General features: G+C 48.8%; 21 protein-coding genes. 13 read left to right on the top strand and 8 right to left on the bottom strand.

Annotated elements, in window-relative coordinates; all coding sequences use genetic code 11:
* The first annotated feature begins 26 nt into the window (after nt 1-26).
* The 6 genes from ugpQ to E2I14_RS05485 all read left to right on the top strand — a co-directional run bounded on the left by ugpQ (nt 27) and on the right by E2I14_RS05485 (nt 7,923).
* A complete protein-coding gene (ugpQ, locus tag E2I14_RS05460; protein ID WP_133326238.1) occupies nt 27-764 on the top strand; it encodes a glycerophosphodiester phosphodiesterase in 738 nt (245 codons plus the stop codon).
* Nucleotides 765-920: 156 nt separating this feature from the next.
* Nucleotides 921-3,530 carry an alanine--tRNA ligase gene (gene alaS, locus E2I14_RS05465; protein ID WP_133326240.1) on the top strand — a complete coding sequence of 870 codons (2,610 nt, stop codon included), beginning with the start codon at nt 921-923 and terminating at the stop codon, nt 3,528-3,530.
* 336 nt (nt 3,531-3,866) lie between these two features.
* A complete protein-coding gene (locus tag E2I14_RS05470) occupies nt 3,867-4,094 on the top strand; it encodes a sulfurtransferase TusA family protein (RefSeq protein WP_133326242.1) in 228 nt (75 codons plus the stop codon).
* 263 nt (nt 4,095-4,357) lie between these two features.
* Nucleotides 4,358-5,107: an electron transfer flavoprotein subunit beta/FixA family protein gene (locus tag E2I14_RS05475; protein ID WP_133326244.1), complete on the top strand. Its 750-nt coding sequence runs from the start codon at nt 4,358-4,360 to the stop codon at nt 5,105-5,107.
* On the top strand, nt 5,108-6,037 hold the full coding sequence (locus E2I14_RS05480) for an electron transfer flavoprotein subunit alpha/FixB family protein (protein ID WP_133326246.1): 930 nt from the start codon (nt 5,108-5,110) through the stop codon (nt 6,035-6,037).
* A 95-nt stretch (nt 6,038-6,132) separates the two neighbouring features.
* A complete protein-coding gene (locus tag E2I14_RS05485; protein ID WP_133326248.1) occupies nt 6,133-7,923 on the top strand; it encodes an acyl-CoA dehydrogenase in 1,791 nt (596 codons plus the stop codon).
* A gap of 103 nt (nt 7,924-8,026) precedes the next feature.
* Here E2I14_RS05485 and E2I14_RS05490 read toward each other — a convergent pair whose 3' ends face one another.
* Nucleotides 8,027-8,455: a TM2 domain-containing protein gene (locus E2I14_RS05490; RefSeq protein ID WP_133326250.1), complete on the bottom strand. Its 429-nt coding sequence runs from the start codon at nt 8,453-8,455 to the stop codon at nt 8,027-8,029.
* A gap of 95 nt (nt 8,456-8,550) precedes the next feature.
* Entirely contained in the window at nt 8,551-9,294 is a 744-nt protein-coding gene (locus E2I14_RS05495; RefSeq protein WP_206105586.1) for an LssY C-terminal domain-containing protein, read from the bottom strand.
* 409 nt (nt 9,295-9,703) lie between these two features.
* Between E2I14_RS05495 and E2I14_RS05500 the strand changes: the two genes are divergently transcribed.
* From E2I14_RS05500 to E2I14_RS05520, 5 genes are all read left to right on the top strand, one after another.
* Nucleotides 9,704-11,020 (top strand): ABC transporter substrate-binding protein, encoded by a 1,317-nt coding sequence (locus E2I14_RS05500; RefSeq protein ID WP_227544604.1) that lies wholly within the window; start codon nt 9,704-9,706, stop codon nt 11,018-11,020.
* A 30-nt stretch (nt 11,021-11,050) separates the two neighbouring features.
* Nucleotides 11,051-11,767, top strand: a complete 717-nt coding sequence (locus tag E2I14_RS05505) for a response regulator (RefSeq protein ID WP_133326254.1) — start codon at nt 11,051-11,053, stop codon at nt 11,765-11,767.
* Between the two features lie 58 nt (nt 11,768-11,825).
* Nucleotides 11,826-13,214 carry an ATP-binding protein gene (locus E2I14_RS05510; protein WP_133327115.1) on the top strand — a complete coding sequence of 463 codons (1,389 nt, stop codon included), beginning with the start codon at nt 11,826-11,828 and terminating at the stop codon, nt 13,212-13,214.
* Between the two features lie 767 nt (nt 13,215-13,981).
* Nucleotides 13,982-16,669 (top strand): TonB-dependent receptor, encoded by a 2,688-nt coding sequence (locus tag E2I14_RS05515; protein ID WP_133326256.1) that lies wholly within the window; start codon nt 13,982-13,984, stop codon nt 16,667-16,669.
* Between the two features lie 138 nt (nt 16,670-16,807).
* Nucleotides 16,808-18,133, top strand: a complete 1,326-nt coding sequence (locus E2I14_RS05520; protein ID WP_133326258.1) for a sugar MFS transporter — start codon at nt 16,808-16,810, stop codon at nt 18,131-18,133.
* 151 nt (nt 18,134-18,284) lie between these two features.
* On the opposite strand, the gene E2I14_RS05525 is transcribed toward E2I14_RS05520, so the two are convergent.
* Nucleotides 18,285-18,974 carry a gluzincin family metallopeptidase gene (locus tag E2I14_RS05525; protein ID WP_133326260.1) on the bottom strand — a complete coding sequence of 230 codons (690 nt, stop codon included), beginning with the start codon at nt 18,972-18,974 and terminating at the stop codon, nt 18,285-18,287.
* Between the two features lie 259 nt (nt 18,975-19,233).
* The gene (locus E2I14_RS05530; RefSeq protein ID WP_227544608.1) at nt 19,234-19,581 is read right to left on the bottom strand and encodes a DUF1294 domain-containing protein; all 348 of its coding nucleotides are present in this window, start codon (nt 19,579-19,581) and stop codon (nt 19,234-19,236) included.
* Nucleotides 19,582-19,965: 384 nt separating this feature from the next.
* On the opposite strand from E2I14_RS05530, the gene E2I14_RS05535 reads away from it, so the two are divergent.
* The gene (locus E2I14_RS05535; RefSeq protein WP_133326264.1) at nt 19,966-20,730 is read left to right on the top strand and encodes an energy transducer TonB; all 765 of its coding nucleotides are present in this window, start codon (nt 19,966-19,968) and stop codon (nt 20,728-20,730) included.
* Nucleotides 20,731-20,771: 41 nt separating this feature from the next.
* Here E2I14_RS05535 and E2I14_RS05540 read toward each other — a convergent pair whose 3' ends face one another.
* The 4 genes from E2I14_RS05540 to E2I14_RS05555 all read right to left on the bottom strand — a co-directional run bounded on the left by E2I14_RS05540 (nt 20,772) and on the right by E2I14_RS05555 (nt 24,218).
* A complete protein-coding gene (locus tag E2I14_RS05540; RefSeq protein WP_133326266.1) occupies nt 20,772-21,446 on the bottom strand; it encodes a sensor domain-containing diguanylate cyclase in 675 nt (224 codons plus the stop codon).
* A 6-nt stretch (nt 21,447-21,452) separates the two neighbouring features.
* Nucleotides 21,453-22,823: a GAF domain-containing protein gene (locus tag E2I14_RS05545; RefSeq protein WP_133326268.1), complete on the bottom strand. Its 1,371-nt coding sequence runs from the start codon at nt 22,821-22,823 to the stop codon at nt 21,453-21,455.
* A 20-nt stretch (nt 22,824-22,843) separates the two neighbouring features.
* Nucleotides 22,844-23,479, bottom strand: a complete 636-nt coding sequence (locus tag E2I14_RS05550; protein ID WP_133326270.1) for a biliverdin-producing heme oxygenase — start codon at nt 23,477-23,479, stop codon at nt 22,844-22,846.
* Nucleotides 23,480-23,879: 400 nt separating this feature from the next.
* Nucleotides 23,880-24,218 (bottom strand): zinc ribbon domain-containing protein YjdM, encoded by a 339-nt coding sequence (locus E2I14_RS05555; protein ID WP_133326272.1) that lies wholly within the window; start codon nt 24,216-24,218, stop codon nt 23,880-23,882.
* Nucleotides 24,219-24,581: 363 nt separating this feature from the next.
* On the opposite strand from E2I14_RS05555, the gene E2I14_RS05560 reads away from it, so the two are divergent.
* The gene (locus E2I14_RS05560; protein WP_133326274.1) at nt 24,582-25,487 is read left to right on the top strand and encodes a methylglyoxal synthase; all 906 of its coding nucleotides are present in this window, start codon (nt 24,582-24,584) and stop codon (nt 25,485-25,487) included.
* The last annotated feature ends 32 nt before the right edge of the window (nt 25,488-25,519 follow it).

Here is a 25,519-nt window from a genome sequence, read left to right on the forward strand (position 1 = left end):
ACGTAAGTACTTTAGCGGGAACAATCATGTGGCCTTATCCCAAAATAATTGCGCATCGCGGAGGCGGTAGCTTAGCACCAGAAAACACCTTGGCGGCGTTTGAATGTGGATTTAATCACGGTTTTCGGGCCGTGGAGTTTGACGTAATGCTAACAAAAGACCTGATTCCGGTCGTGGTGCACGACGAAGAGTTGGGGCGCACGATCGCTGGGGAAGGGTTAATTTGCGATACGCTGGCAGCCGATCTTGTGCAAATGGACGCGGGCAGTTGGTTTGGTGCTAAATTCGCCCATTGCCGTGTTCCGCTGTATCAAGAAGTGTTGGATTTTTGCTCGCAGCGCGGGATTTGGATGAATGTGGAGATCAAGCCAGCGACTGGTTTTGAGCAAATAACCGGGCAAATTGTCGCGCAATTTACTTCCGATTTTTATCAACACAAGAGCGCGCAATTACCGTTATTTTCGTCCTTCTCGTTAACCGCAATTGCGGCCGCTAGAGCAACGGCGGCCCATATTCCACGCGGGGTTTTATTCGACCAAATTCCCATCAATTGGCTGGCGCATTTGCGTGAGTTGGAGGCGATCACCTTGCACACCAATCAACGGCATTTAAGCCAACTCGTCGCCGAACAAATTCAACGCGCCGGTTATGGCTTGAGTTGCTACACCGTGAATGAAATTAGCCGCGCGCAAGAATTGCTTGCGTGGGGCGTGGATGCGTTATTTACCGATCGATTGACCTTAATCGGACCGGATTTTGCCTAAATGCTGCGTTTTTAGCGGATTTTCTGACTAAATAAGCGAAAAGCGCGGCTTTTTGGCGGCTTTATGGCAATTGTTTGCTGTAGAAAAAGCCCTTAGATCACGTATAATCACCCACCAACTTTGCAGTTTCCCCCATTTTTTATAGCCAATCCGAACATGAAATCGTCAGAAATCCGCGAAAAATTCCTTAAATTCTTTGAATCCAAGGGCCACAGCATCGTGCGCTCTTCTAGCCTGATCCCCGGCAACGATCCAACCTTGTTGTTCACCAATTCAGGCATGGTGCAGTTTAAAGACGTGTTTTTAGGTCAGGATCAACGCGCATACACCCGCGCCACAACCGCGCAACGCTGCGTGCGTGCGGGCGGTAAGCATAACGATTTAGAAAACGTCGGCTATACCGCGCGTCACCATACATTCTTTGAAATGCTGGGTAATTTTTCGTTTGGCGATTATTTCAAACGCGATGCGATTCACTATGCGTGGGAATTGCTGACCAAAGTCTACGGCCTGCCAAAAGATAAACTGACCGTGACTGTGTACCAGTCTGACGATGAAGCCTACGCGATTTGGTTAAACGAAATCGGTGTACCCGCTGAGCGCATTATTCGCATTGGCGACAATAAAGGCGCGCCTTACGCATCGGACAATTTCTGGCAAATGGCCGACACCGGACCTTGCGGCCCATGTACCGAGATTTTCTACGATCACGGCGCAGAAATCTGGGGTGGCCCTCCGGGTTCAGCCGAAGAAGATGGCGACCGTTTTATCGAAATCTGGAACTTGGTGTTCATGCAATACAACAAGGATGAGCAAGGCGTATTGCATCCATTGCCAAAACCTTGTGTCGATACGGGTATGGGTTTGGAACGTTTGGCCGCGGTATTGCAGCATGTGCATTCCAACTATGAAATCGACGCTTTCCAACAATTAATTAAAGCCGCCGCACGCGAAACAGCCTGTACCGATTTAAATCACAACTCGTTAAAAGTCATCGCGGACCACATTCGTTGTGCTGCATTTTTGATCGTCGATGGCATTATCCCCGGCAACGAAGGCCGTGGTTATGTATTGCGCCGCATTACTCGCCGCGCTTTGCGTCATGGTCACAAACTAGGCCAAACTAAGCCATTCTTTTATAAATTAGTCGCAGATTTAGTGTTGGAAATGGGCTCAGCCTATCCAGAATTAGCGCAAAACGCGGACCGCGTAGCGCAAGTGTTGCAGCAAGAAGAAGAACGTTTTGGCGAAACGCTGGAACATGGCATGAAGATTTTAGAAGCAGCGTTAGCGAAAGACGACAAGCGTCTAGATGGCCGCACTGCATTCACTTTGTATGACACCTACGGCTTCCCATTAGATTTAACCGCTGATATTTGCCGCGAACGTAATGTGGAATTGGATCAAGCCGGTTTCGACGCAGCGATGGAACACCAAAAGCAAACCGCGCGCGCAGCCGGTAAGTTCAAAATGAACGCTGGTATCGAATACAGCGGCGCGAAAACCAATTTCGTCGGTTACGACAAATTAGCGCAAGAAGGCAAAGTCATTGCTTTGTACGTTGAAGGCAGTCCAGTGCAGCAAATCAGCGCCGGCCAACCTGCCTTGGTCGTTTTGGATACCACACCGTTTTACGCTGAATCAGGCGGACAGTGCGGCGACCGTGGTGCCTTGTCCGCTGCTGGCGTCACTTTCCAAGTAACCGACACGACTAAAGTGCAGCCCGATGTGTTCGGTCACCATGGCGAATTAGTGCACGGTACTCTGACAATCGGTCAAACCTTAGAAGCACACGTGGACGAGCAAGTGCGCGCCCAAACCATGCGTAATCATTCAGCCACGCACTTGATGCACAAAGCATTACGTGAAGTTCTCGGTTCACATGTTTCGCAAAAAGGGTCGTTAGTTGACGCCGAAAAAACCCGTTTCGACTTCAGCCACAACGCCGGCATGACCGCTGAAGAAATTCGTCAAGTCGAAGATATCGTCAACCGCGAAATCCTCGCCAATAACGCGACTCAAGCACAAGTTATGGCGTTTGACGATGCGGTTAAGCACGGCGCGATGGCGCTGTTTGGTGAAAAATACGGCGACGAAGTGCGCGTCTTGGATATCGGTAGCTCGCGCGAATTATGTGGCGGTACGCATGTAAAACGTACCGGTGATATCGGCTTGTTTAAGATTGTCTCCGAAGGCGGTATCGCAGCAGGTATTCGTCGTGTCGAAGCGGTGACCGGTGAAGTCGCTGTGCAGTTAGTGCAAAACTTAACGGCCCGCATTGCCGAGGCATCGAGCTTATTAAAAACCCAGCCGGACGATTTATTACAGCGCATTATGTTGGTCCAAGACCAAGTTAAGTCGCTGGAAAAAGAAATGAACCAATTGAAGTCAAAATTGGCTGCCAATCAAGGTAACGAGCTGGCTTCGCAAGCGATCGAGATCAATGGCGTTAAAGTGTTAGCCGCCGTTTTGGATGGCGCTGACTCCACCGCGTTGCGTGAAGTCACCGAGAAACTCAAGGAATCCTTAAAATCTGCCGTTATCCTGTTAGCTGCAGTGCAGGACGGCAAAGTCAGCTTGGTTGCGGGTGTGACTTCTAATGTCACTAGCAAAGTAAAAGCCGGTGAATTAGTCAATTTCGTCGCGCAGCAAGTTGGCGGCAAAGGCGGTGGTCGCCCTGACATCGCTCAAGCGGGTGGAGCGAATCCCGATGGTTTGGCGGCTGCTTTGGCCAGTGTGACGGCGTGGGTTACTGAGCGCGTTTAATTCTGTTGTTCTTTCTATTTGCAGAAATAAAACCTAACCTAGCTTAACGGTGTTTAAGCTAGGTTTTTTTGAGTAATTTGGCCGTAAGAATTAGGGGCTACCCTCAAGAAACGCTGCACTGCATCCCAAAATAGGGCAATTTTGATGTGCGGGAATAGCATAAATAGGGTGTTTTTAGTTGGAATCTGCATTAATTCATCAATTTGATGCAAAAATTCCGTTAAAAATGGTTAAATTGTGTTGCTTTGAGACAGTTCTTTGTTGCGACGCACCATGATGGTATATTTGCGGTAAAATTAGCTTATTGTTTGTCCCAATTAATACTGGATGGAAATTATGCAATTCAATAAAGAACTGGACGCTCGCGGTTTAAATTGTCCTCTTCCAATTCTCAAAGCCAAAAAAGCCCTCGCTGACATGATTAGCGGAGAAATTCTGCATGTGATCTCGACCGACCCTGGTTCGATACGCGATTTCCAAGCTTTCTCCAAGCAAACTGGGAACGAGCTAATTGCTCATGAAGAACATTTGCAAGAATTTGAATACTATATAAAACGTAAATAAGTATGTTTTAGCTGCTAATAACGTCATTTAGAAAGCCCGCCATTATTTGCGGGCTTTTTTATTGCAATCAGGCATTCCAGCAATTAATCTGAAACCAGCGCAAATTGTGAGTCACATTGTTGTATTTAGGAGTTTTGCTCTAGTAGTGGGATGGAATAAATAGTACGGTCGTGCTAAATTACGGCCGGTAGATTAGAACCGCTACACAGTTTATAATCTTCGCTTTACGTGAACGTCAATTGAACTTTGCACAGGCAAAAAATATGAAAATTCTAGTACCAGTCAAACGCGTGGTTGACTATAACGTCAAGGTACGCGTCAAATCCGACCATTCAGGTATGGATATCGCCAACGTTAAGATGTCGATGAATCCCTTCGATGAAATTGCGATTGAAGAAGCGGTTCGTTTGAAAGAAGCTGGCGTTGCGGCCGAAATTATTGCCGTGTCTTGCGGCGTTGCACAATGTCAAGAAACCCTGCGTACCGCCATGGCAATTGGCGCCGATCGCGGCATTTTGGTGGAAACCGATGCTGATTTGCAGCCATTGGCGGTAGCCAAATTACTCAAAGCGTTGGCTGACAAAGAACAACCCTCTTTAATCATTTTGGGCAAACAAGCGATCGATGACGATAGCAACCAAACTGGTCAAATGTTGGCTGCGTTGTTGGGCTGGCCCCAAGCTACTTTTGCCTCCAAAGTTGTTGTCGCTGACGGTAAAGTTAGCGTGACGCGCGAAGTTGACGGCGGTTTAGAAACCTTGTCCCTCACTTTGCCAGCGATTGTTACTACCGACTTGCGCTTGAATGAGCCGCGTTATGTGACATTGCCTAACATCATGAAGGCCAAGAAAAAACAATTGGATAACGTTAAACCTGCTGACTTAAGCGTTGACGTTACTCCGCGTGTAACAACCTTAAAAGTGGTCGAGCCAGCGCAACGCAGCGCCGGAATTATCGTTCCAGACGTGGCTACTTTAGTCGCCAAACTTAAAAATGAAGCCAAGGTGATATAAATGACGACACTTGTTATTGCTGAACACGACAACCTCAGTTTAAAAGGCAGCACAGCCAATACAGTGACCGCCGCAGTGCAATGCGGTGGCGATGTTCACGTATTAGTTGCTGGTCACAATGCGTCCGCTGCAGCCCAAGCCGCGGCTCAATTAGCGGGTGTGAGCAAGGTAATCGTCGCTGATGCGCCGTATTTTGCCGATGGTTTGGCGGAAAACTGTGCCGCGCAAGTCATCGCCATCGCTGCTGGTTATAGCCATATTTTGGCGCCAGCAACCGCTTACGGTAAAAACATTCTGCCACGCGTTGCAGCGTTATTAGACGTTGCCCAAGTTTCTGAAATTACAAAAGTGATTTCACCGGATACGTTTGAGCGCCCAATCTACGCAGGTAATGCGATTGCAACGGTGCAGTCCAAAGACGCAGTGAAAGTCATTACCGTACGTACCACTGGTTTTGATGCAGCGGCAACTGGCGGATCTGCCACGATTGAAAATATCGCTGCGGTGGCTGATTCTGGCAAGTCCAGTTTCGTCTCACGTGAAGTCGCAAAATCAGATCGTCCAGAATTGACAGCGGCCAAGATCATTGTTTCAGGTGGTCGCGGTATGGGCTCGGGCGATAACTTCAAATTATTGGAACCGTTGGCCGATAAATTGGGCGCAGCAATGGGTGCTTCCCGCGCTGCGGTGGATGCGGGCTATGTGCCGAATGACTGGCAAGTTGGTCAAACCGGTAAGATCGTAGCTCCTACGTTGTATATTGCTGTCGGTATTTCTGGCGCGATCCAACATTTGGCTGGGATGAAAGATTCCAAAACCATCGTTGCGATCAACAAAGATCCAGAAGCGCCGATTTTCTCAGTCGCTGATTACGGTATCGTCGGTGATTTATTTGAAGTTGTGCCACAACTGATCGCTGAGCTCGGTTAATTAACAGACGTTACGTTAAGTCCGTATTCTGTATTGCAATCAAAGACAGGTGGTAAGTTTTCAAACTTCCACCTGTTTATTTTTTGGAGTAATCAATGAGCTATAACGCCCCTTTAAAAGACATGCTGTTCGTATTGAACGAATTAGCTGGATTAAAACAAATTAACGCGCTGCCAAATTGCGAAGATGCTACCCCTGATACGGTGGAAGCGATTCTGGAAGAAAACGCCAAGTTCGCCGGTGAAGTGATTGCTCCATTAAATTGGCCTAGCGACCAAGCGCCAAGTTCATGGAAAGACGGCCAAGTCACTACGACCAAAGGTTTTAAAGAAGCCTTTAAACAATTTGCCGAAGCTGGTTGGCAAGGCGTGCAGCACCCGACCGAGTTTGGTGGTCAGGGTTTGCCAAAGCTGGTGGCAACGCCGTGTCTAGAAATGCTAAATTCCGCATCGATTTCCTTTGCTCTGTGCCCGTTATTGTCCGATGGCGCAATCGAAGCCTTGTTGACGGCTGGTAGCGATGAACTCAAAGCGATTTATTTGGAAAAGCTCGTCAGCGGTCAATGGACCGGCACGATGAATCTGACCGAGCCACAAGCCGGTTCGGATTTGGCGATGGTACGTAGCCGCGCTGTGCCGCGTGACGATGGCACGTTTGCTGTATTCGGCACCAAGATTTACATCACTTACGGTGAACACGATATGGCAGAAAATATCGTGCATCTGGTCTTGGCTCGCACGCCCAACGCACCAGAAGGCGTAAAAGGCATTTCACTGTTTTTAGTGCCTAAATTCTTGGTGAATGCCGACGGTAGTTTAGGTGCGCGTAACGATGTGCATTGTGTATCGATTGAACACAAATTAGGTATCAAAGCTAGCCCAACAGCGGTACTGCAATTTGGCGATAACGGCGGCGCAATTGGTACCTTGATCGGCGAAGAAAATCGCGGCTTGGAATACATGTTCATCATGATGAACGCGGCGCGGTTTGGCGTGGGTATGCAAGGTATTGGTATTGCTGAACGTGCTTACCAAAAAGCGGTGTCCTACGCCAAAGATCGTATTCAATCGCGTGATTTAGCGGGTTCCGCTGGTCCGGTGGCGATCATTCATCACCCAGACGTTAAACGTATGTTGATGACCATGCGCGCGCAAACCGAAGCGGCGCGTGCCTTGGCTTATGTGGCTGCGGCTAAGTTAGATATTGCGCACAATCACACGGACGCAGACGTGCGCAAACAGAATCAAGCAGTCTATGAATACTTGGTGCCGATTGTAAAAGGCTGGTCCACTGAGATGTCGTTGGATGTCACTTCAACTGGTGTGCAAGTGCACGGCGGTATGGGCTTTATCGAAGAAACCGGCGCAGCGCAACATTACCGCGATTCGCGTATTTTGACGATTTACGAAGGCACAACTGCGATTCAAGCGAACGATTTAGTGGGTCGTAAAACGGTACGCGATGCAGGTGCAACCGCTAAATCCTTGTTGGCCGAAGCACGCGCGACGGCAGAGCAATTAAAGGCTAGCAAGCACGCTGATTTAGTCGCGATTGAAGCGCAACTCTCTAGCGCGATTACGGCGTTGGAAGAAGTTGTGATTTACGTGGCTGGCAATATGAAGTCCGATATCAAAGCCGTGTTTGCAGGCAGCGTGCCTTATTTGAAATTAGCTGGAATCGTTTTGGGCGGATGGCAAATGGCACGTGCGGCGTTAGTGTCGGTTGACAAGTTGAATCAAGGCGCAGCCGATGCATCGTTCTACCAAGCAAAAGTAGGTACCGCACGTTTCTTCGCTGAGCATTATTTAGTGCAAGCCCAAGGCTTAAAAACAAGCATTGTGTTGGGCAGCGTCGGTACGTTAGCGTTAGCTGCAGAACAGTTCTAAGCTAAATCTAGCTAAGCTAAATCAGGTTTAGTTATGGCAGCAATAAAAAACGGCCAGTGATTGTTCACTGGCCGTTTTTTTTATTCGCTGTCGTGGCTAACGATTAACCGTATAGACCACCCGTAAAAAATAAATCAAAGCTTCTGGCAATCACAGCAATCATTGAACCAGCACTAATTCCCAAGGTGAGCACCAAGATTAATGCAATCGGCCAGCCGGTATCGGATTTAGTCGTGCTGTTCGCATTAAATATCGCATCCCATTTTTCGTCCGACATCGTGCCAATAATTAAGCACGCTAAAAAGCCAATTAAGCCCGAAAGAATTAAAGGCATCGCAGTAAAAAACGGTTGCACTTGCCCGTGGCTGAGCAGATAAAAAATGATCGACGCCGGCAGGCTAGCTAAATGCAGCCACGCCCATTTGTCGCGGCTGCCGCCCAAATAAAAACGATATAAACCAAGACTGCCACCGAGCGACGCGAGTAGGGCGGCGATGGACTTATTTTTGAAGGAAGTTGGTGTGCTTGTCATAGTGTTCTAACAGGAATGAAGGCCACATTGTACAGAACAATTGCGGCGTGTCAGTGCTAGGTTAGGATCGCAATTGGATTAAGTGCCGACGTGATTTATTTCACCATAAAAACGGCTAATCTTCCGTCCGTGATGAATTTATCGCCGCCGCCGTTTTTGCCTTCTAATTGCTGTTGGAAGGGCGCGATCCATTGCAGCACTAGGTCGTTGTCGCGCTGTAAATCGGCGATTAACTTATCGCGCTCTTGGTCGACTTGGGCGGCAATGTGATGAGTAATTTGTCCAGTCGTGTGTGAGACCCCAACGCCCGCATCATAAGTTGCTGCACCGACCCACAAAGGGCGATCAATTGCATCCAAGCGGTCGGCGCGCCAAAAGCGTACGTGATGACGTTTAGAAGGATTGCCGCCATCGGCTTGTTCAAAAGCGTAATTTTGTTTATGACCTTTAACGTATAAATCGCTCACCGGCGCATCGGGATAGGGCTTGTGAAACACGCTATCTTTGGCGATGCGTAATGAACTAGTGAGCGTAATTGGATCGGCTGGAAACCAACCCGCGGCCAACATTTTCTTGTGCAAATCGTCTTCGCTACCAACAAATGCCACATTAAACGGATCGCCCGGAATACCGACGGAGGTGTAGGAGCGGGTTCCCACATCGTCCAAGGCTGGATGACGGTGCTCGACGAATTTCCAGGCCATCGGAACAAATTCATAGGCCAAGCAAAAATAACTTAATGCGCTCGCCAGCACAATAAACACAGCAATAATGGCGACCCGCAGTCCGTGATTTTTGGGAGTCGATTCTGGTACTGGTATTGTCGAGTCATCGCTCACAATGGTGCTTCCTTAAAAATTCCATGCCGCGAAGTGCAGCACGGTTGTGGCGGAAATGTTTCCTGATTCTAATAGCAAATGCTGCGCCTGACTATGCTTGCGGGAAACATTTATGGATGGGAACGTGATGCTATTTTATGTTCCTCATGGACGCAAAGTGGTCCTACATATCACACAATTCAATTGCTCAATTGCAGCACAATCATTGCCGAACGGATAATTAATAATGCCTATTGGAAATCGTTGCTTTTTGGTATTATCGGGTCAAATTATTAAAAGTACTAAAAAAATAACGCCCCATTAATCCGAGACTCATAGGCAGAATCGAGCGCGTTTTATTTCAATCAGCAGAGCTTATTTGATTGCGATAGAACCCTCGCAGGTATGCCCGTAGCGATAGAAAATCCACGTGACTTCGTTCATCAATAACGGTACATCGGTAAGTTTAATTCGGTTGTGTTTATACGCCGTGGCTGCTGCTTTGCTGTTGTCAGATGCGCGACTTAACGCCTACAGCGCGCCGCTACAAACCGATTCAAGTTTACAAGTTTTGCACTGGTGGACTTCCGATAGCGAGCGTAAAGCGGCGACGCTGTTGGCCAATCGGCTCGGCGACGAAGGTATTGCTTGGCGTGATGCAGGGATTCCAGGTGGCGCGGGAATCGGCGCTGGCAAGGTGCTCAAAAGCCGCGTTCTGGCCGGTAACGCGCCCGAAGTCACCCAGATCATCGGCATCTCGATCCGCGAATGGGACGATTTAGGGTTCTTGCTTGATCTTGATAAAGTCTCGCTCGCTAACAAATGGAATGCCAGCTTTTTCCCGACTGTTCAAAATCTAATTCAACCGCGCAAACATGTGGTGGCAACCCCGTTGGGAATTCACCGCATTAACACCTTGTTTTACAACCGTAAGATTTTTGCCGCGCTCAAACTCAACCCGCCCGAAAACTGGGATGAATTAGTCGCCACTGCCGCCAAACTCAAAGCAGCCGGCATTACGCCCTTAGCGCAAAGTAGCGAACCTTGGCAAGTCACGGCCCTATTTGAAAACCTCATCTTGGCCGAAAGCGGGCCCGAGTATCAGCGCGAATTATTTGTTAAGCAAAGTGTGCCTGCCGCCTTGGATCACCGCTTAATCGATGCGCTCGAACGATTGCGTGTGATGAAAACGTGGATGAGTAATCCAGTCGAAGAGCGCCCTTGGCCGGAAGTCGTGCGTCAATTTTCTAAGCACGAAGCTGCGATGTTAATCATGGGCGATTGGGCTAAAGGCGAATTAAACGGTATGGGTTTTGCGACCGATGATGAGTTCTCGTGCGCTGCCATGCCGGGCACAGGCAAATACCATTTGTACAGCGTGGATACGTTCTCCATGTTTGCTAACGATTTGACCCGCGTGTCCGCCCAAGAAAAATTAGCTCGCTTGATCGCCACACCGGCGGTGCAAACCGATTACAACGCGATCAAGGGCTCGGTCTCGGTGCGCCGAGATGCCGATCCAAGCAAAATGGATAGCTGCGCTCGCGCTTCGTGGACCACATTCGCCCAAGGCGCAACGGTGCAAGCCCCGAGCTTGGTACACCGCATGGCAACCGACGAATCAACCCGTGACGCCATCATTGTTTTGATTCACCGCTACTTTACCGATGACACGGTAACTGCCGCCCAAACACAAAAACGTCTGGCTGCTATTTTTCATACGTTTAATATCAATAACCACAGATAGCCGCAAGCCAAGCCTAGTTCAGGAAAAAACATGACCCGTAAAATTCTCATCGTGGATGACGACCAAAAAACTCGCTTGCTGCTCAAAACTTATCTGGAAAAAAATCAGTACGAAGTCAAACTGTCGCACAACGGGGAAAGTTTTCTCAACGAGTTTTCTAGCCAAGTCGACCAATTATCGTTAGTGATTTTGGATGTGATGTTGCCTGATACCGATGGCTTTGCCTTGTGTAAAATTGTGCGTCAGCGTTCCAACGTGCCCATCATTATGTTGACCGCCAGTTCGGATGAAACCGATCGTATCGTCGGCCTGGAATTAGGTGCCGATGATTACATGGCTAAGCCGTACAGCCCGCGGGAGTTGTTAGCGCGAATTAAAGCGATTTTGCGCCGCTATGCCGCGGAAGCGCCGGCGGTGGCGAATCGTTATTACCGCTTCGTTGGCTTTACGATGGATTTGGTGGAGCGCAAAGTCGTTGATAACAATGGCGTGCAAGTAGCGCTCACCGGTTTGGATTACGAACTGCTGAAATATTTTGTTGAGCATCCGGGCGAAGTGTTAGACCGCAATGTCTTAAGCGAGCAAACACGCGGGCGCGATGTGGGGCCGCTTGATCGGACCTTGGATGTGCAGATTAGTCGTTTGCGTTTGCTGCTGAAAGACGATAGCAAACAATTCGCATTGATCAAAACAGTACGCGGCGCTGGCTATGTATTCTCTGCTGATGTGAGCGTGGCCAGTGTCTAGCCAGCGGATTGCATGGCGCTGGTTGCCGCAGTCATTGCTTGGGCGACTATCGTTGGTGATGGTGTTCGGTGTGCTCATTACGCAATTAGTAGGCAGCGTCATCTGGGCCACTCAGCAACGAGCCAAGGCAGAAATTGAAGCCAAGATGGCGGCGCAATATTTAGCCCATAGCGCATCAAGCTCAATTCGATTTTTTAGTAGCTTGCCGCCCAATTACCGCACGGTGCTGATTCAGCAATTTCGCGAAATGGGCGGTACACGATTCTTTGTGCAAGCCAATAATGCGCTCGTGCCGATTACCGAAATCGAGCCACAAAAGTTAGCCCAAACCGTTAAGGACAAAATCGGCGCAACGCTCAAGCAGGATTTGCCGAACAGCCCTGAATTTCACTTGGCCTTTGCATGGCCCGATCAATTAACGACCACCGCTGACGGCATGCGGATAGGCGATTTGCCTGAGAGTTGGGTGCAACACATTCTGTTGATTAAGCCCGATCCTGCGCCAATCTTGGTGATTCAAACTGAGCTGGAACCGGGCAATTGGCTGTACCTGGCGACCTTAATGCCCAATCCGTATTTTTTGAATGGCAACGACCCATTGTCGTTCGATCGGCTGGCGCTAGAAGGTTTGTCGCTGGCTGCCGTGTTGCTGCTGTCGTTTATGGTGGTGCGTTGGATTACCCGTCCGTTGGCGGCCTTGTCGGATGCAGCCGAAGCGTTTGGTAACGGCGAACACATGCCGGAATTGCCCGAAACCGGTAGCCGCGAGTTCATCAATACTGCGCGCGCATTCAGTGCCATGCGCCAGCGCATCCAGCGGTATCTAGAAGACCGTGAACGTTTGTTTATTTCGATCTCACACGATTTGCGTACCCCGATTACGCGCTTAAAACTACGCTCAGAATTGCTCGACGACGATGTGCTGCGCGGCGAGTTTGAAGAAGATTTAGACGACTTGGACATGATGGTCAAAGGCGCTTTGCAGTTTGTAAAAGACAGCGATATCCACGAAAACCCAGCCGAAGTGCGGCTCGATCCGCTTATTCGTCGTTTGGTTCGAAGTGCGCACTTAGCTAAGCATCAGGTTGACTTTATCGAATCGGGTCTGACTGTGCGTGGTAAGCCGTTAGCGCTAAAGCGAGCGATTGGTAATTTGCTCGATAACGCTTTGTTCTACGGTGAGCGCGCCGAAATCAGCGTCTATCGCACGGATGACGATTTCGTCGCGATTCAAATTCGCGATCATGGTCCCGGTGTGCCCGACGATGCGTTTTCCAGTTTGTTTGACCCTTATGTGCGGCTGGTGCATGGACGGGAACAAAACGAGGGTGGCTTGGGGTTGGGCCTAGGCATTGCGCGCAGCGTCATTGAGTCGCATGGCGGGCAACTTATCTTAGAGAATCATCCACAGGGCGGATTGGTCGCCACAATTAAACTTCCGCATTAGTTTCCGCCCGCCGCGATTGTCAAAAGCCTCGGTGTTATTTCAAAAATGCCGCGGCTTTTTTTGTGTGCGTCCAACACTCCAAGATGAGTTTTGTTAAGTTTTGTAAGGATAGTTTAAGTTTTATTTTTAACTGTCTTTCTTTGTCTTACGCTCATCTTCGTGCAGCACTGGTATTACCTAGCGAATTTCATTTTTGATGTTTAGCTCAGGTAAGGAAATGTAAGGCTAAGTGCCTAATATTTCTTTAAATTCCATTTAAATCAATGACTTAATTTGCTTGCGTGGATTTTATTGCAAATGCTTCCATTACAATTCTTGCGCTGTTAGCATCAGTTCCGTTGCTTAACTATCCATTTAGAAGTAGTCGCATGCTTAATGCGGCGACCGGTTTTGCAAGCATTGAAAGGATTTTTAACGTGGTGCAAACCACGCTACCGTTAGCCATGCCACCCCCCAGTTGTATGGTTATTTGGACGCCCAATGCGGCGTCATTTTTTTGCTACAAAACCTAACTTGACCGATAGAAGTTTCCTCAAAAAGGAGGTGCAATAACCTGAACGGGCTGGGCTTACCTGAGCACCACAGGACCAGCAAGTTGCCGCGTTATCGGTTAGGAAAATTGCTTAGTTCAACACAGGGGATATTAAGAATCGCTTTATTTTTGCTGGATTGGTTGATTGGTCTACTCGAGCAAAAAACGATGTTGTAGTTCATGTTTTGCATGTCATAAAAAAGTAATTAACTATTAAAACACTAGGAGATTTTGTATGACTCAGCCGTTATTTAAGAAAAAAATTCTACCCAGCTTAATCGCCATGATGGTGGGTAGCGTTGCATTCCAAGTTGCCTTGGCCGATGAACCGCAAAGCGCAGCGCCCGCAGCCACTGCGCCAGACGGTGCGCCGCAGGTAATTGAAGTGGTCGGTATCCGCGAAACATTGAACAAAAACTTGGCAACCAAGCGCGATTCACAGAACGTGATGGACTCGGTATCTGCCGAGGACGTCGGTAAATTCCCAGATAAAAACATTGGCGACGCTTTGCAGCGCGTGCCAGGTGTGACTGTCGAAAATAAATTAGGCGTGAATCGCGACGTTTTTATTCGCGGTACGAACAAAGATTTGAACTTGGCGCAGTTGAATGGTCAAGACGTTGCTTCCGCCTACTGGTGGGCTAACGATCAACAATCTCGCGGCTTTAGTTTTGATATTTTGCCGTCCGAAATCATCTCCAGCATGGACATTTATAAGAGCCCATCCGCCGATCAAAACGAAGGCAGTATTGGTGGCTTGATCAACGTTAAAACACGTAAGCCGTTCCAATTCAAAGAGCAATTGACGGCCCAATTCGCGGTGGAAGAAGTCTATAGCACATTGCCCAAGAAATACGATCCGCAATTGTCTGGAATGGTGAATTGGAAAAATGAGCAAAACACGTTCGGTGTGTTATTTGCCTTGAACGATCAAAAGCAAACGTTGCAACGTAACGGTTTAGAAAACTTCACCGACGGCGGTTCGCAATACAACGTGGTCAATTCGCAAACCGGCGCAGTGACCCAAAACGTGATGGCAGCGTGGGGCGGTGGTACACCGATATTCCAACAAGACCGCAAACGCACTACTGAGAATTTAGTGTTGGAATTCCGTCCAAATCGCCAGACCGATATTTCGGTCAGCTTCTTGAACACCAACATGAATTTGGATAACAGCAACCAAAACTATTTGTGGTTGTGGGGCGGTGTCGCAACACCAGCAGCAGCGGGTGCAACAACAGGTAAGAGCGGCACATTGACGATCACGAATCCCGTCATCATCAACACACCAACTGGCCCAGCCTTGGTGGGCGGCACTGCCAACACCGCCGGCACGGGCCAAAACGTGAATGGTTACCCAATTGGCGGTAACTTAGCGTTTGAGCCTATCTTCCGTAAAGCCTATGTCGATTCACAAGTGTTTGATGTCGATGGCACTTACAAAGGCGAAGGTTGGTTGTTCCACGGTCAAGCAGGCGCAACCAATGCCAAAGGTGGAAGTAAGCATGATTACGATATGTGGTTCGGTGCTCCATCGTCGATCACAACCAACACCAATGGTAACGACACGTTTGGCGTAGCGTATAACTCCATCAATCCAACTAATCCGAATGTATTGTCGCTGTTGAGCGCGCACGATAATCCACGTGAGATGAAATCGACCGAAAATTATGCGCAGGGCGATTTGTCGATTGATGTTAACAGCTCGTTTATCCGTGATGTGAAGTTCGGCGTAAAAATTAGCGACGCGACCAATAAGAATACCCAACAAAGTGCTACCGATGGCCCAGGTCAACCAGGCTGGCAGTCATTGTCTTTGGCTTCGGTATCGACTGGCTCAACACCAGTACTCAATAGTGCGGCGGGTGCCTTAAGTCAGTTTGCGATGGTTAATAACGGCGCTTTCTGGAATACCGTTGTGCCTATGTATAACCAAGGTATGGTGTACAGCAATAACTGGGCGGCCGATTACAGCATTAAAGAGCAAATTACCGCTGCTTACGGTAAAGCCGATTTTGAAGTGGATAAATTGCGCGGCGATTTTGGTTTGCGTTTAGTAAAAACTGCTGACAGCTCAACCGGCTATGAAAAGCTGCAAGGCGCGACAAACTATTCGTCCGTCACAGTGGATCATTCTTACACCGATGCGTTACCAAGTTTAAACGTGGTGTACGACTTGCGTAAAGACTTGATCTTGCGCGGTGCCGTATCACGCGGCATGGCACGTCCAGACTGGTCGCAATTAAGCCCGGCCTTGACACCAGACGGCACGATTACGAATAAGTATTCAGGTGGTAATCCGACCTTGAAGCCTTACCACGCTAATCAAATCGAAGCCGGCTTTGAATGGTACTTTGCCGATGCTTCCATGTTGTCGGCGACCGCATTTGCCAAACGCTTGGATACGTTCATCTACACTAGTTCGGATTTCGAAACGGTCAACGGCGTCGCCTCGCAAGTGGTACATTCAGTCAATGCGAATTCTGGCGCGTCGATTAATGGTCTGGAACTGCAATGGCAACAACCGCTTGGCGCGGGTTTCGGTATGGTCACTAACTTGACATTGACGAATGCAAAATCCAACGCCACAGCAGAAGGTCAACCAGCGGAAGTCGTGGGTAACTCGAAATCGTATTTCAACTATTCGGCGTACTACGAGAAAAACGGTTTCAGTGCACGTTTGTCGTATAACTACCGTTCGAAAACCTACGGTGGCTTCGATGAAGGCGGTCAAGACATCACTAGCGCCTACGGTCAATTTGATGCCAACGCAAGTTACGATCTGACGCCTAATCTGAGCTTGTTCGCTACCGGCGTGAACTTGAATAACGAAAAAGTGCACATGAATACTACCGCTGGAATTCCGGTTGGTACGTATGAAAACGGTTCCCGTTACAGCTTGGGCTTGCGTGGTAAGTTCTAATCAGCCTGTGATCATTGAAGGATGAATTTTTAATGATCGGTTGGTAAAAAGCCTCCCAATCTTGGGGGGCTTTTTTTCCGGTTCTACACATTCCAAGTTTGGTGATGTTTAACGTATTTTAATAATGTGGAATTTGTTATGGCAAAAAATGAACAACCGGTAGGATCAACAAAAGACGTGGTAGTGGCGATGTTTTTTATCAGCCTATTATTTTTTATCTTAGGCTTTGCAACGTGGTTGAATGGTTCACTCATTCCTTTTTTAAAGATTGTTTGCGACCTTAATAATTTTCAAGCCTTGTGGGTGACGTTTGCGTTTTATATTGCGTACACCGTGATGGCCTTACCGTCGGCAGCAGTGCTGAGTCGGATCGGTTATAAAAACGGGATGACGATGGGTTTGGGAATAATGGCAGTTGGCGCATTGCTGTTTATTCCGGCGGCGAAATCGAGTTACTACGGTTTATTTTTATTTGCCTTATTTACGCTTGCAACCGGCATGACTTTGATGCAAACCGCGATTAATCCTTACATCGTTTGTATTGGCTCGCGTGAGAGCGCGGCGATGCGGATTAGTATTTTGGGCTTATTTAATAAAGGTGCCGGAATCGTTGTGCCTTTAGTTTTTTCGGCGCTGATCTTGTCGGGTGTGAGCAACTATTCCGATAAAGCAGTGGCGGCGCTGGATGCGGCTGGTCGGGAATTGTTGCGTAATGAGTTGGCGGCGCGGTTGATTTTTCCGTATGCGATTATGGCCTTGGCTTTATTTGTAGTGATGCTGGTCGTGCATTTTTCTTCGTTGCCAGAATTGGCGCTTAAGCAGGAGGAGAATGAAGAAGCCTTGCCGCGTTTCGGCGTGTTGCAGTTTCCGCAGTTAGTCTTAGGCGCGCTAGCCTTGTTCGCCTATGTTGGGGTTGAAGTCATCGCCGGTGACACGATAGGTTTATATGGTCGCCATCTAAACGTCGCTAATTTTGCGGTACTCACTTCCTACACCATGGGCTTTATGGTGCTCGGTTATGTGTTGGGTGCGACAACCATACCTAAATTTTTAAACCAAAAAAATGCGCTGCTGTTGTCCGCTGTGAGCGGCATTGTCTTTACTTTTGGCGTGGCGTTGAGCTCATCCACCGACACGGGAATTTGCCAAATTATTCTGGCTTGGGCGGGTGTGCCGTTAGTGCCTAACACCGTCATATTTTTAGCCATGCTGGGATTTGCTAATGCCTTGGTTTGGCCTTCGATTTGGCCGCTGGCCTTGGAAGGTTTGGGTAAGTACACGGCGAGCGGCTCGGCTCTGTTAATTATGGGGATTGCGGGCGGTGCGTTGCTGCCGATGTTGTATGGCCGAATTTCGGACGCCGCGAATTCTCAGTTGGCGTATTGGGTAATGCTGCCTTGTTATGGCTTGATTTTGCTCTATGCCATTAAGGGGCACACAATGCGTCAGTGGCGCTGGGGCTAAGTTTCGCTTGGTAGATTTGATTTTTGTGCGTGGTTAGGGTGGGCAGCGCAGCTTGTCCACCCCTTTTTTTTGGGGACTGATCTCGGAAGGGACGGGCAGAATTGCATCGATCTTGCCGCTTTTGCACTCCCAACTCAGAGCTCAACCCGACCTAGTTTTTCGCAGTCATATTGATTGAGTTTTGCATCAAACTACCGCCAGAGAATTCGAGCGCGTTATTGGCGAAGTCAGCGCTCGATTTGTACGCGATAGTGGTGAATTCACCGTGCACTTCTTTGTGATCAATCGGCAAGCTGGCCCACGCGGCCCAGTCCGAAGGCACGGTAATGCTTAATTGAACCGGCGCTGGGAAAGTTGCCTGATCAAAGCCGGGGAAGACTTTTTGCGTATCGCTTCCTTCAAAGGTTGCGGTTAAATATTCGCCCTTCACGCTGTTCCGTTTCGCATACGGTTGGACAAACATGCCGTGCATATCATGCGTAATGGTGCCAACAAAGGCGAACGATAAATGGTGTTTGCCCAGCTTAGCTGGTGCGTGAAGTTTGATCGTTGCCAAATGGGTGGCTGGATCAAGCGTGATTGTCTGCACAGGCTCGCCATCAAAGCGTACACGGCAGATTTTTTGATTGGTGTAATTAAATTGAATTTGATCGCTAGCCTTGCTGGCGTTGAGTTCAATCGTTTCGGTACCTGCAATGCGCATCGTGTCGATATCCGGTGTGATGGCAACGATGTAGTTAGTGGGTGTTATTGCGCTGCTGGGAGTAACGCTGTCGGCTACAGCGCCACCAGAAAATAATGTTGCGGCGATGGCAGAACACATGATGAGTTTGGTAAGCATGATAAATCTCCTGAAGGTTGACGTTCACATTAATGTCGGTGCCCACGTGGATAAAATCACTGCGCGTTTTGTGCCCAACATTGGTAAAAAATGAATCAGTGAGGTCACTATATTGAAAAGATTTTGAGCTTTATAGGCGGATGCGATGAACCGCACAAACGGCGGGATGAACTGCAAATTTTGCTGGTTTAGTTTGGTTTTTGGATGGAAATCGGTGCGCTGTGAATGAGCGCCTGTGGGATTAAGGTGCCAGTAGCATTTACGCTAATAAGGTGAATAATGTTTGCCGCAGCGTGGGCGAGCTGAAGATCAAAAAGCCAGCAATATTGGCAAATGCACTTAACCAGAACACGAGTTGGAATGGCGTCTTGATTGTCTTGTGACGTAATAGCTGCTGAGCCAGTAAAGCGCCCGGCCAGCCGCCGAATAGCGCCAAGAGATGCAAGCTTGATTCTGGAATCCGGGCAGTGCCATTGATGGCCGCGCGTTTATCCATCCAATAACAAAACAATGTGACGCAACTTACAACAGCATAAATTTGCAGCGCAATAAACTGTTCCTCAATCAGTGCGTAGCTGGCAAAGATAATGACGACGAGTACTGCCAAGAATCTATTCATAGAGATGGATTGAGCCAGATTGTGCAGCAGGTGCGTGCGGATGAGCGCGGATTCTATCGCAAATCATTGCTTAATGACGAGCAAATTGATGTAAGTTTTAGTCCTACACAAAGCGCAGCATAATGCTGACATGTTCATTTCGACTGTTGCGTAATATGCTGCATTGCAGCGGTGGTTAATTCGGGAGTTTTCCCTTTATATCTGAATTAAATTTGAATTAATTCTAAATTTTTTATGTTAAATTTTGTTTTGTGTTGATTTACAGATACAGTTGCCATATTTTATTTTGCGCTGTGTTAATATTTTCGTGCGGAAACATTTTGTCATTACCTGTTACAACATTCTGAACTGCTTACTTTGCCTAGGAAAACCATGAATACGCTACCCACTGTGAATGCCAAAAGATGGTCGGTTCTTGCATTCAACCTAGCCTTCGTACTGCTGCTGTGCGCAGCTTGCGGTAAAGACGAGGCTCCCGACGCCGCTGCCACTGCAGCCAAATCCACAGCGCCCGCTGCATCTCAAGCAACTGGATTAGTTAAAAAGACAGTCAAGCTGGGAGACACCGCTGATGCAATGAAATGGATGGACATGGCGTCCACCAAAACACCAGCGCAGATAGCTAAAGAAGAAAAGCAGGCCAAAGAAGCTAAAGATGCCAAGTTAGCGGCTGAAGCGAAAGAAGCCAAACAAATTGCGGATGCGAAAGCCGCCGCCGATGCTAAGGCCGCAGCCGATGCGAAGTTGATCGCGGACGCCAACGCTAAAGCATTAGCTGCGAAAGTTGCTGCCGCAGCGAAAGAGAAAGAAGCCGCTAAGGTTGTTGCCGCCGCGCCAGCACCAACCCCAGCACCGGCGGTAGCGCAAACGCCGACGCTGAGCGTGATTGCCAAAGAGCAGCCTAAGTATCCCAAGACAGCGGCGCAGGATGGCGTAACATCCGGCCTAGTGACCGCGCAAGTGTCGATTGAAACCGATGGCCGCGTTTCTAAAGTCGAAATCATCAAAGCAACGCCACGTAAATATTTCGACAAAGCAGTAATTGCTGCAGCGATGCAGTGGAAATACGCGCCAATCTCAAAACCAATGACAACCACCTTGGAATTCAATTTTAAATTGGACGGCGAAGGTTCTTGATCTGATTCGCCAGCAGCGCGCTGGCAGTGCTAAGAAAAAAATTACGTTTTGGGGAAAATCAAGGGCGCATGCACTTGATTGCGCCCCATTTTCTTGGCGCAGTACATGGCCTTATCGGCCCGATTCAACAGCGTTTCAAAATCCGCATCCAGTTCTTGCCGCATCACCACCCCGATACTAATGGTCGGGGTAATTGTGCCCCATTCGCCCTTAATCGGATGCTGCGGGACGGCGTGACAAAGCCGATTGGCAAAGGTTTTAGCCGCCTCCAGATCGGTGTTGGGTAACACGATCGCAAACTCTTCCCCACCGATTCGACCAAGCAAATCGGAATCACGGATGGCGCTTTGGCTGTCTTTGGCGACGGCTTGTAAAACAATATCGCCGATTTGGTGGCCGTGTTGGTCGTTGACGCGTTTGAAATGGTCGATATCAAACACCATGACCGACATCGGAAGTTGATAACGTTGCGCTTGATGGAATTGGCGTCGCGCCTGTTTAAAGAATTGACGCCGATTGTTCAGTCCAGTGAGCGGATCACTCAAGGCATCGTGTTGTGCCTGTGTCATAAGCTGCTGAACGATCGAAAAAGAAAACAGCTTAACCGCATCGACATTGGTATTGGGCCACGGCTCCGAAAAGCCGTGCGCGGTCTCTAGCCAAGTATTAAATGAACGGTGCGGGTCGATGAGCGGCCCTTGCTCATCGCGAATCACTCGGTTTTAGGGCGACCCTGCCCAAGGAATATTTCGTATTGTTTCTGATCTGAACCACAAAATGTAGGTGGTAAATAGATGATCGAGCGCGATTAGCATTAAGCCAGAGGCGATGTCAGCATACGCTTGGGCCGGAGCAAATAATTTGCCTAAACTGTCGGTGATGAAGACACCGTCGGCCAAGGGCTGAGTTTTTAGCCATTGGATTAGCTCGTTTAATTGCGCTCTCTGTGGTATTTCCCCAATAGAATATTCGTTCTCGTCAATTACAATAAAGCTGCCCGATGCTTCCGCCAAACTGAGATATTCCGCTTGGAATTCGGCGAGTACCGAGCTGAGTTCGCGGCTGCGGATGAGCTGAGCAAGTTTCTGTTGTTTGATCCGCCCAGCCTCCATCGCCTTGGCTTGGATGAGGGACTCGAGCGCCTCAATTTTTAGCGAAAAAGTACTGGCGATAACTTCAATCGTTTCGCGCAAACTGACCGGAATGTAGATGGGCTGGGTATTGTGGCAAGTCATTAAGCCCCACAGCTTTTCATTCTGAATCAGCGGCAGCGTCACTGTGGAGCGCACACCCATAATGCCTAGGTAATTGATGTGGACTGGTGAGACCGAGCGCAACACGGACAAGCTCAGATCGAGCGGCTTGTCAGTGCTTGGGTTGATTTTAGGAATAATCATTACCGGCTCAGCTTCGGTATCGACCAAATTGCGCATCATCCTTTTTTCATACAGCGCCCGAGCTTGAGGGGGAATATCGGAAGCCGGAAAATGATGATTCAGTAAGGAAGGTAGCGCGTCGTTGCGACTCTCTGCAATCACGGTGCCGTTCCACTGACTGTCGAAACGATAGATTTTTACTCGATCAAAGTTGGTTAGGCGGCGAATTTCATCGGTGATAAATCCGCAGTAACTGGCCACATCGTCGAACTGTTGAATTTGCTTAGTATGCCGAACGATCGCCGATAACAGTTCGCACGGAGTGCGCGTGCTTTCTGATGGTTCTAGGCTAATTTCAAGCACCACCAATTGATCGGCGCGATGAACGGTTGCCCCCAATTTTCCGTCTTGGGCTGAATTAACGGCGGGTAACCTAAACGGATAAAGATGCCAATTGCCGGGCCGTGTGATGAGTTCGCGGATTTGCGCTACTAAGTCCGCGCCGATTAGGTTCGCAACGGGGTGTCCAATTGATTCTAAAACCGACTGCTTAAAAAACATCTTCAAATTGTTACTGCACATCCGCACAATCTCGTGTTCGTCGTAGGCCAGCAGCACGCCATGATTTTGTATTGCTCCGACGTACTGAATTTGCTCCGAAGCGCAGCGCTTAAGTGCTTCGGCCAGCAGTTTGTCGTTATTTTTTGACGTGTCCATGTGCGCTTTGAGGTTGATTTTCAGATGGGATGCAGTAATGTGGTCTCGCGCTGCGCCCAAGCCTCATCCAGGCCTGCGATGAGACACTCGAACAGCGCCACCGCGGTGTCAGTAGCATGGGGATAGTGCGCAGGTTCGCATAATGTAGTGGCAAAGTCCCAGTATTTGCGCCAATGCTCTAAGGTTACTTCGCCAAAACCATGGAAAAAACGTGCGCACCAAGTAGCGTGGAATCCAAGTGAGCGGCGCACTTGTTGAGCAATCACTTGGGCACCCAAAGTAGATCCTTCGATGACGTACAACGCGCCAATGACGGCCGAACTGCTGTTTAGCGCGGGTAGGGAAAACGTCGTCGCCTGAGGCGAGTTACAGCCAAGTTGGCGCAAGTCAGCAAGGTCTTGGTTGAGCCAAGGAAGTCGATTGGTGAGTTCGTAATGCACCGGAATATGGCTTAATTCGCGCCCTAAAATTGGCTGGATTTGGGAGTAAAAATCGTGAAAACAGCGCAGCACAAGGCTGTATTGGGCTGGATTGAGTTTGGCGTCAAACAGCGGTTTTAGCACAGGATGTGCATCGAGCTTGCGATGTACTGGTGCCGTTGCCTCGCGCAACATCACCCTGAGCTCATGAACATCTACTTCACCGTTGATCCGCATAATTAAGTTGAAATCCTTAATTGAAAAAGCTGGATTACCCTGGACATTGATGGTTTAGTTTAGAAATCAAATTTCGATACACAATGTTAAATATGTAACTTCAACTCAAAAATTTTAATAAATTAATGGGAAAAACAGAGTAAAACCAGTGCAAACGATTGCACAGGAAGCAAAAGTCCGCTTGCTCTTCGTTGATGCCACATTATCTAAATTGATCGCAACGAATGTTTGGGTGATTAGCGTCGGTAGCGACTCGTTTGCGCACAGCGTCAGGTGCGCGGGAGTTGGGAGTTGGGTGGGCGCGCAGGGCGGGGTCGGCGGGGGGCAGGGCGAACAGCGCATCCAAATTGCTGCCCCAATCGGGGGCGGCCGTGATTTGGATGCGTGCGATGGAAAGTGTTTAGACCTTTTTCACAAATTCGGTTTTCAAGCTCATCGCGCCAAAACCGTCGATTTTGCAATCAATATCGTGGTCGCTATCGACTAAACGAATATTTTTCACTTTAGTGCCCATTTTGATCGTGCCGCCAGAGCCTTTGAGTTTTAGGTCTTTAATCACGGTCACGGTATCGCCATCGTGTAATTCATTACCGGCTGAATCGCGGTAGATTTTCTTTTCATCGGCAGCGGCTGCTGTCTCTGCCTTCCATTCGTGGCCGCATTCCGGACAGACAAATTGCTCGCCGTCTTCATACGTAAAGACAGAGTCGCAGACAGGGCATGGAGGTAAGGAACTCATGGTGGGGCTTTCTAATGGGGAAAAATAAAGGCCACATTATACAAGGGGTTATTCAAATCGAATATTTTTGTTGGCTTGATGGTAACTTTCTTAGCTGGACCGCTGCCTTCAGCCTAAATGGAACATCTCGGTTGCCCAAACTCGTCACGCTCGCCCACGCGACAATTGAGGAATGAATATGAACGGCGTTTTTCGGGGCAAAGTTGCATTATCGTTTTGATGTTGACGCGCAAGAATGCAGGCAGGTGGTTCCATTTTCAATCCGCGCTTAAATATCCAATCAAAGCATAGTAAATAGCGCAGCGTTCCGATATTATTTTGCATCGTCTCTATTTCCCTGAATCACTACAATAAAAATTTCACATGCCAGCACAACCACCTGCCATGCGCATCGGTCTCGCCGCCAATCGCGCCCACCAAGATGATGGACAATCGGGATTAGTAAAACTGTTAAGCGGTGCTGACGCCGCCATTACAACGCACATCAAGCCGCATTTAATTATTGTTGGTCGCACCTTGGATGCCATCCGCAGCCACGGATTGCTTCCCGGGTATGAGGCGATTGAGCGCTTTCCTTATGGACGTGAAGGCGGCTTAATGATGTTGGTGTCGCGGGTAGTTGATCCTGATCCGGCGCGGGCGCTCGATGCGGTGATTTATTTGATCGATCCAGTCGATCCTTCCTCGACTTTCCCTGAAGCGCTGGCCTTAAAGCGGCAATGCATCATCCACAGCAAGCCCTTTTTATGTACCCAAATTGGGGCGCGTGAATGGTTTGAATTGGAAGCGATTGATCGTGGCGCGCCGCCCGATGCGAGCTTGGACTATTTGTTCGATTTCAGCCAAGAGAGCATCGCGCTGGTTGCCCACGATGCACTCAAAACCAATATGTTGGAATTAGCCGAAAAACATTTCGCCGTATTAGATCAATTCAAAATGCGCTGCGCCACGGGCACTACCGGCGGCTTACTCAATAAGCTGGCGCAAAAAATCAAAGGCGAACAAGCAGGGCGCAATTGGGTAACACCGTTTCGCAGCGGACCTTTAGGGGGTGACGCGCAAATCGCCGAGTTGATTTTAAATCGCCAATGCCGCCGAATTTTATTCCTAGAAGATCCGCACGTCGCGCGTCAGCATGAAGCCGATATTCAACTACTCGACCGTGCTGCTAGAACCGTGACTGACTACGCCATTTGCCGCAGCGATGTGGGTGGCGGCGATCGGTGGTTGGGGCTTATGGGGGCGCGGGCTAGGATGATCAACGCTTAATCTTGGTTGCCTTGCACCTGCGTGAGTAAAAC

Source organism: Sapientia aquatica (assembly GCF_004358105.1).
Taxonomy (GTDB): domain Bacteria; phylum Pseudomonadota; class Gammaproteobacteria; order Burkholderiales; family Burkholderiaceae_D; genus Solimicrobium; species Solimicrobium aquaticum.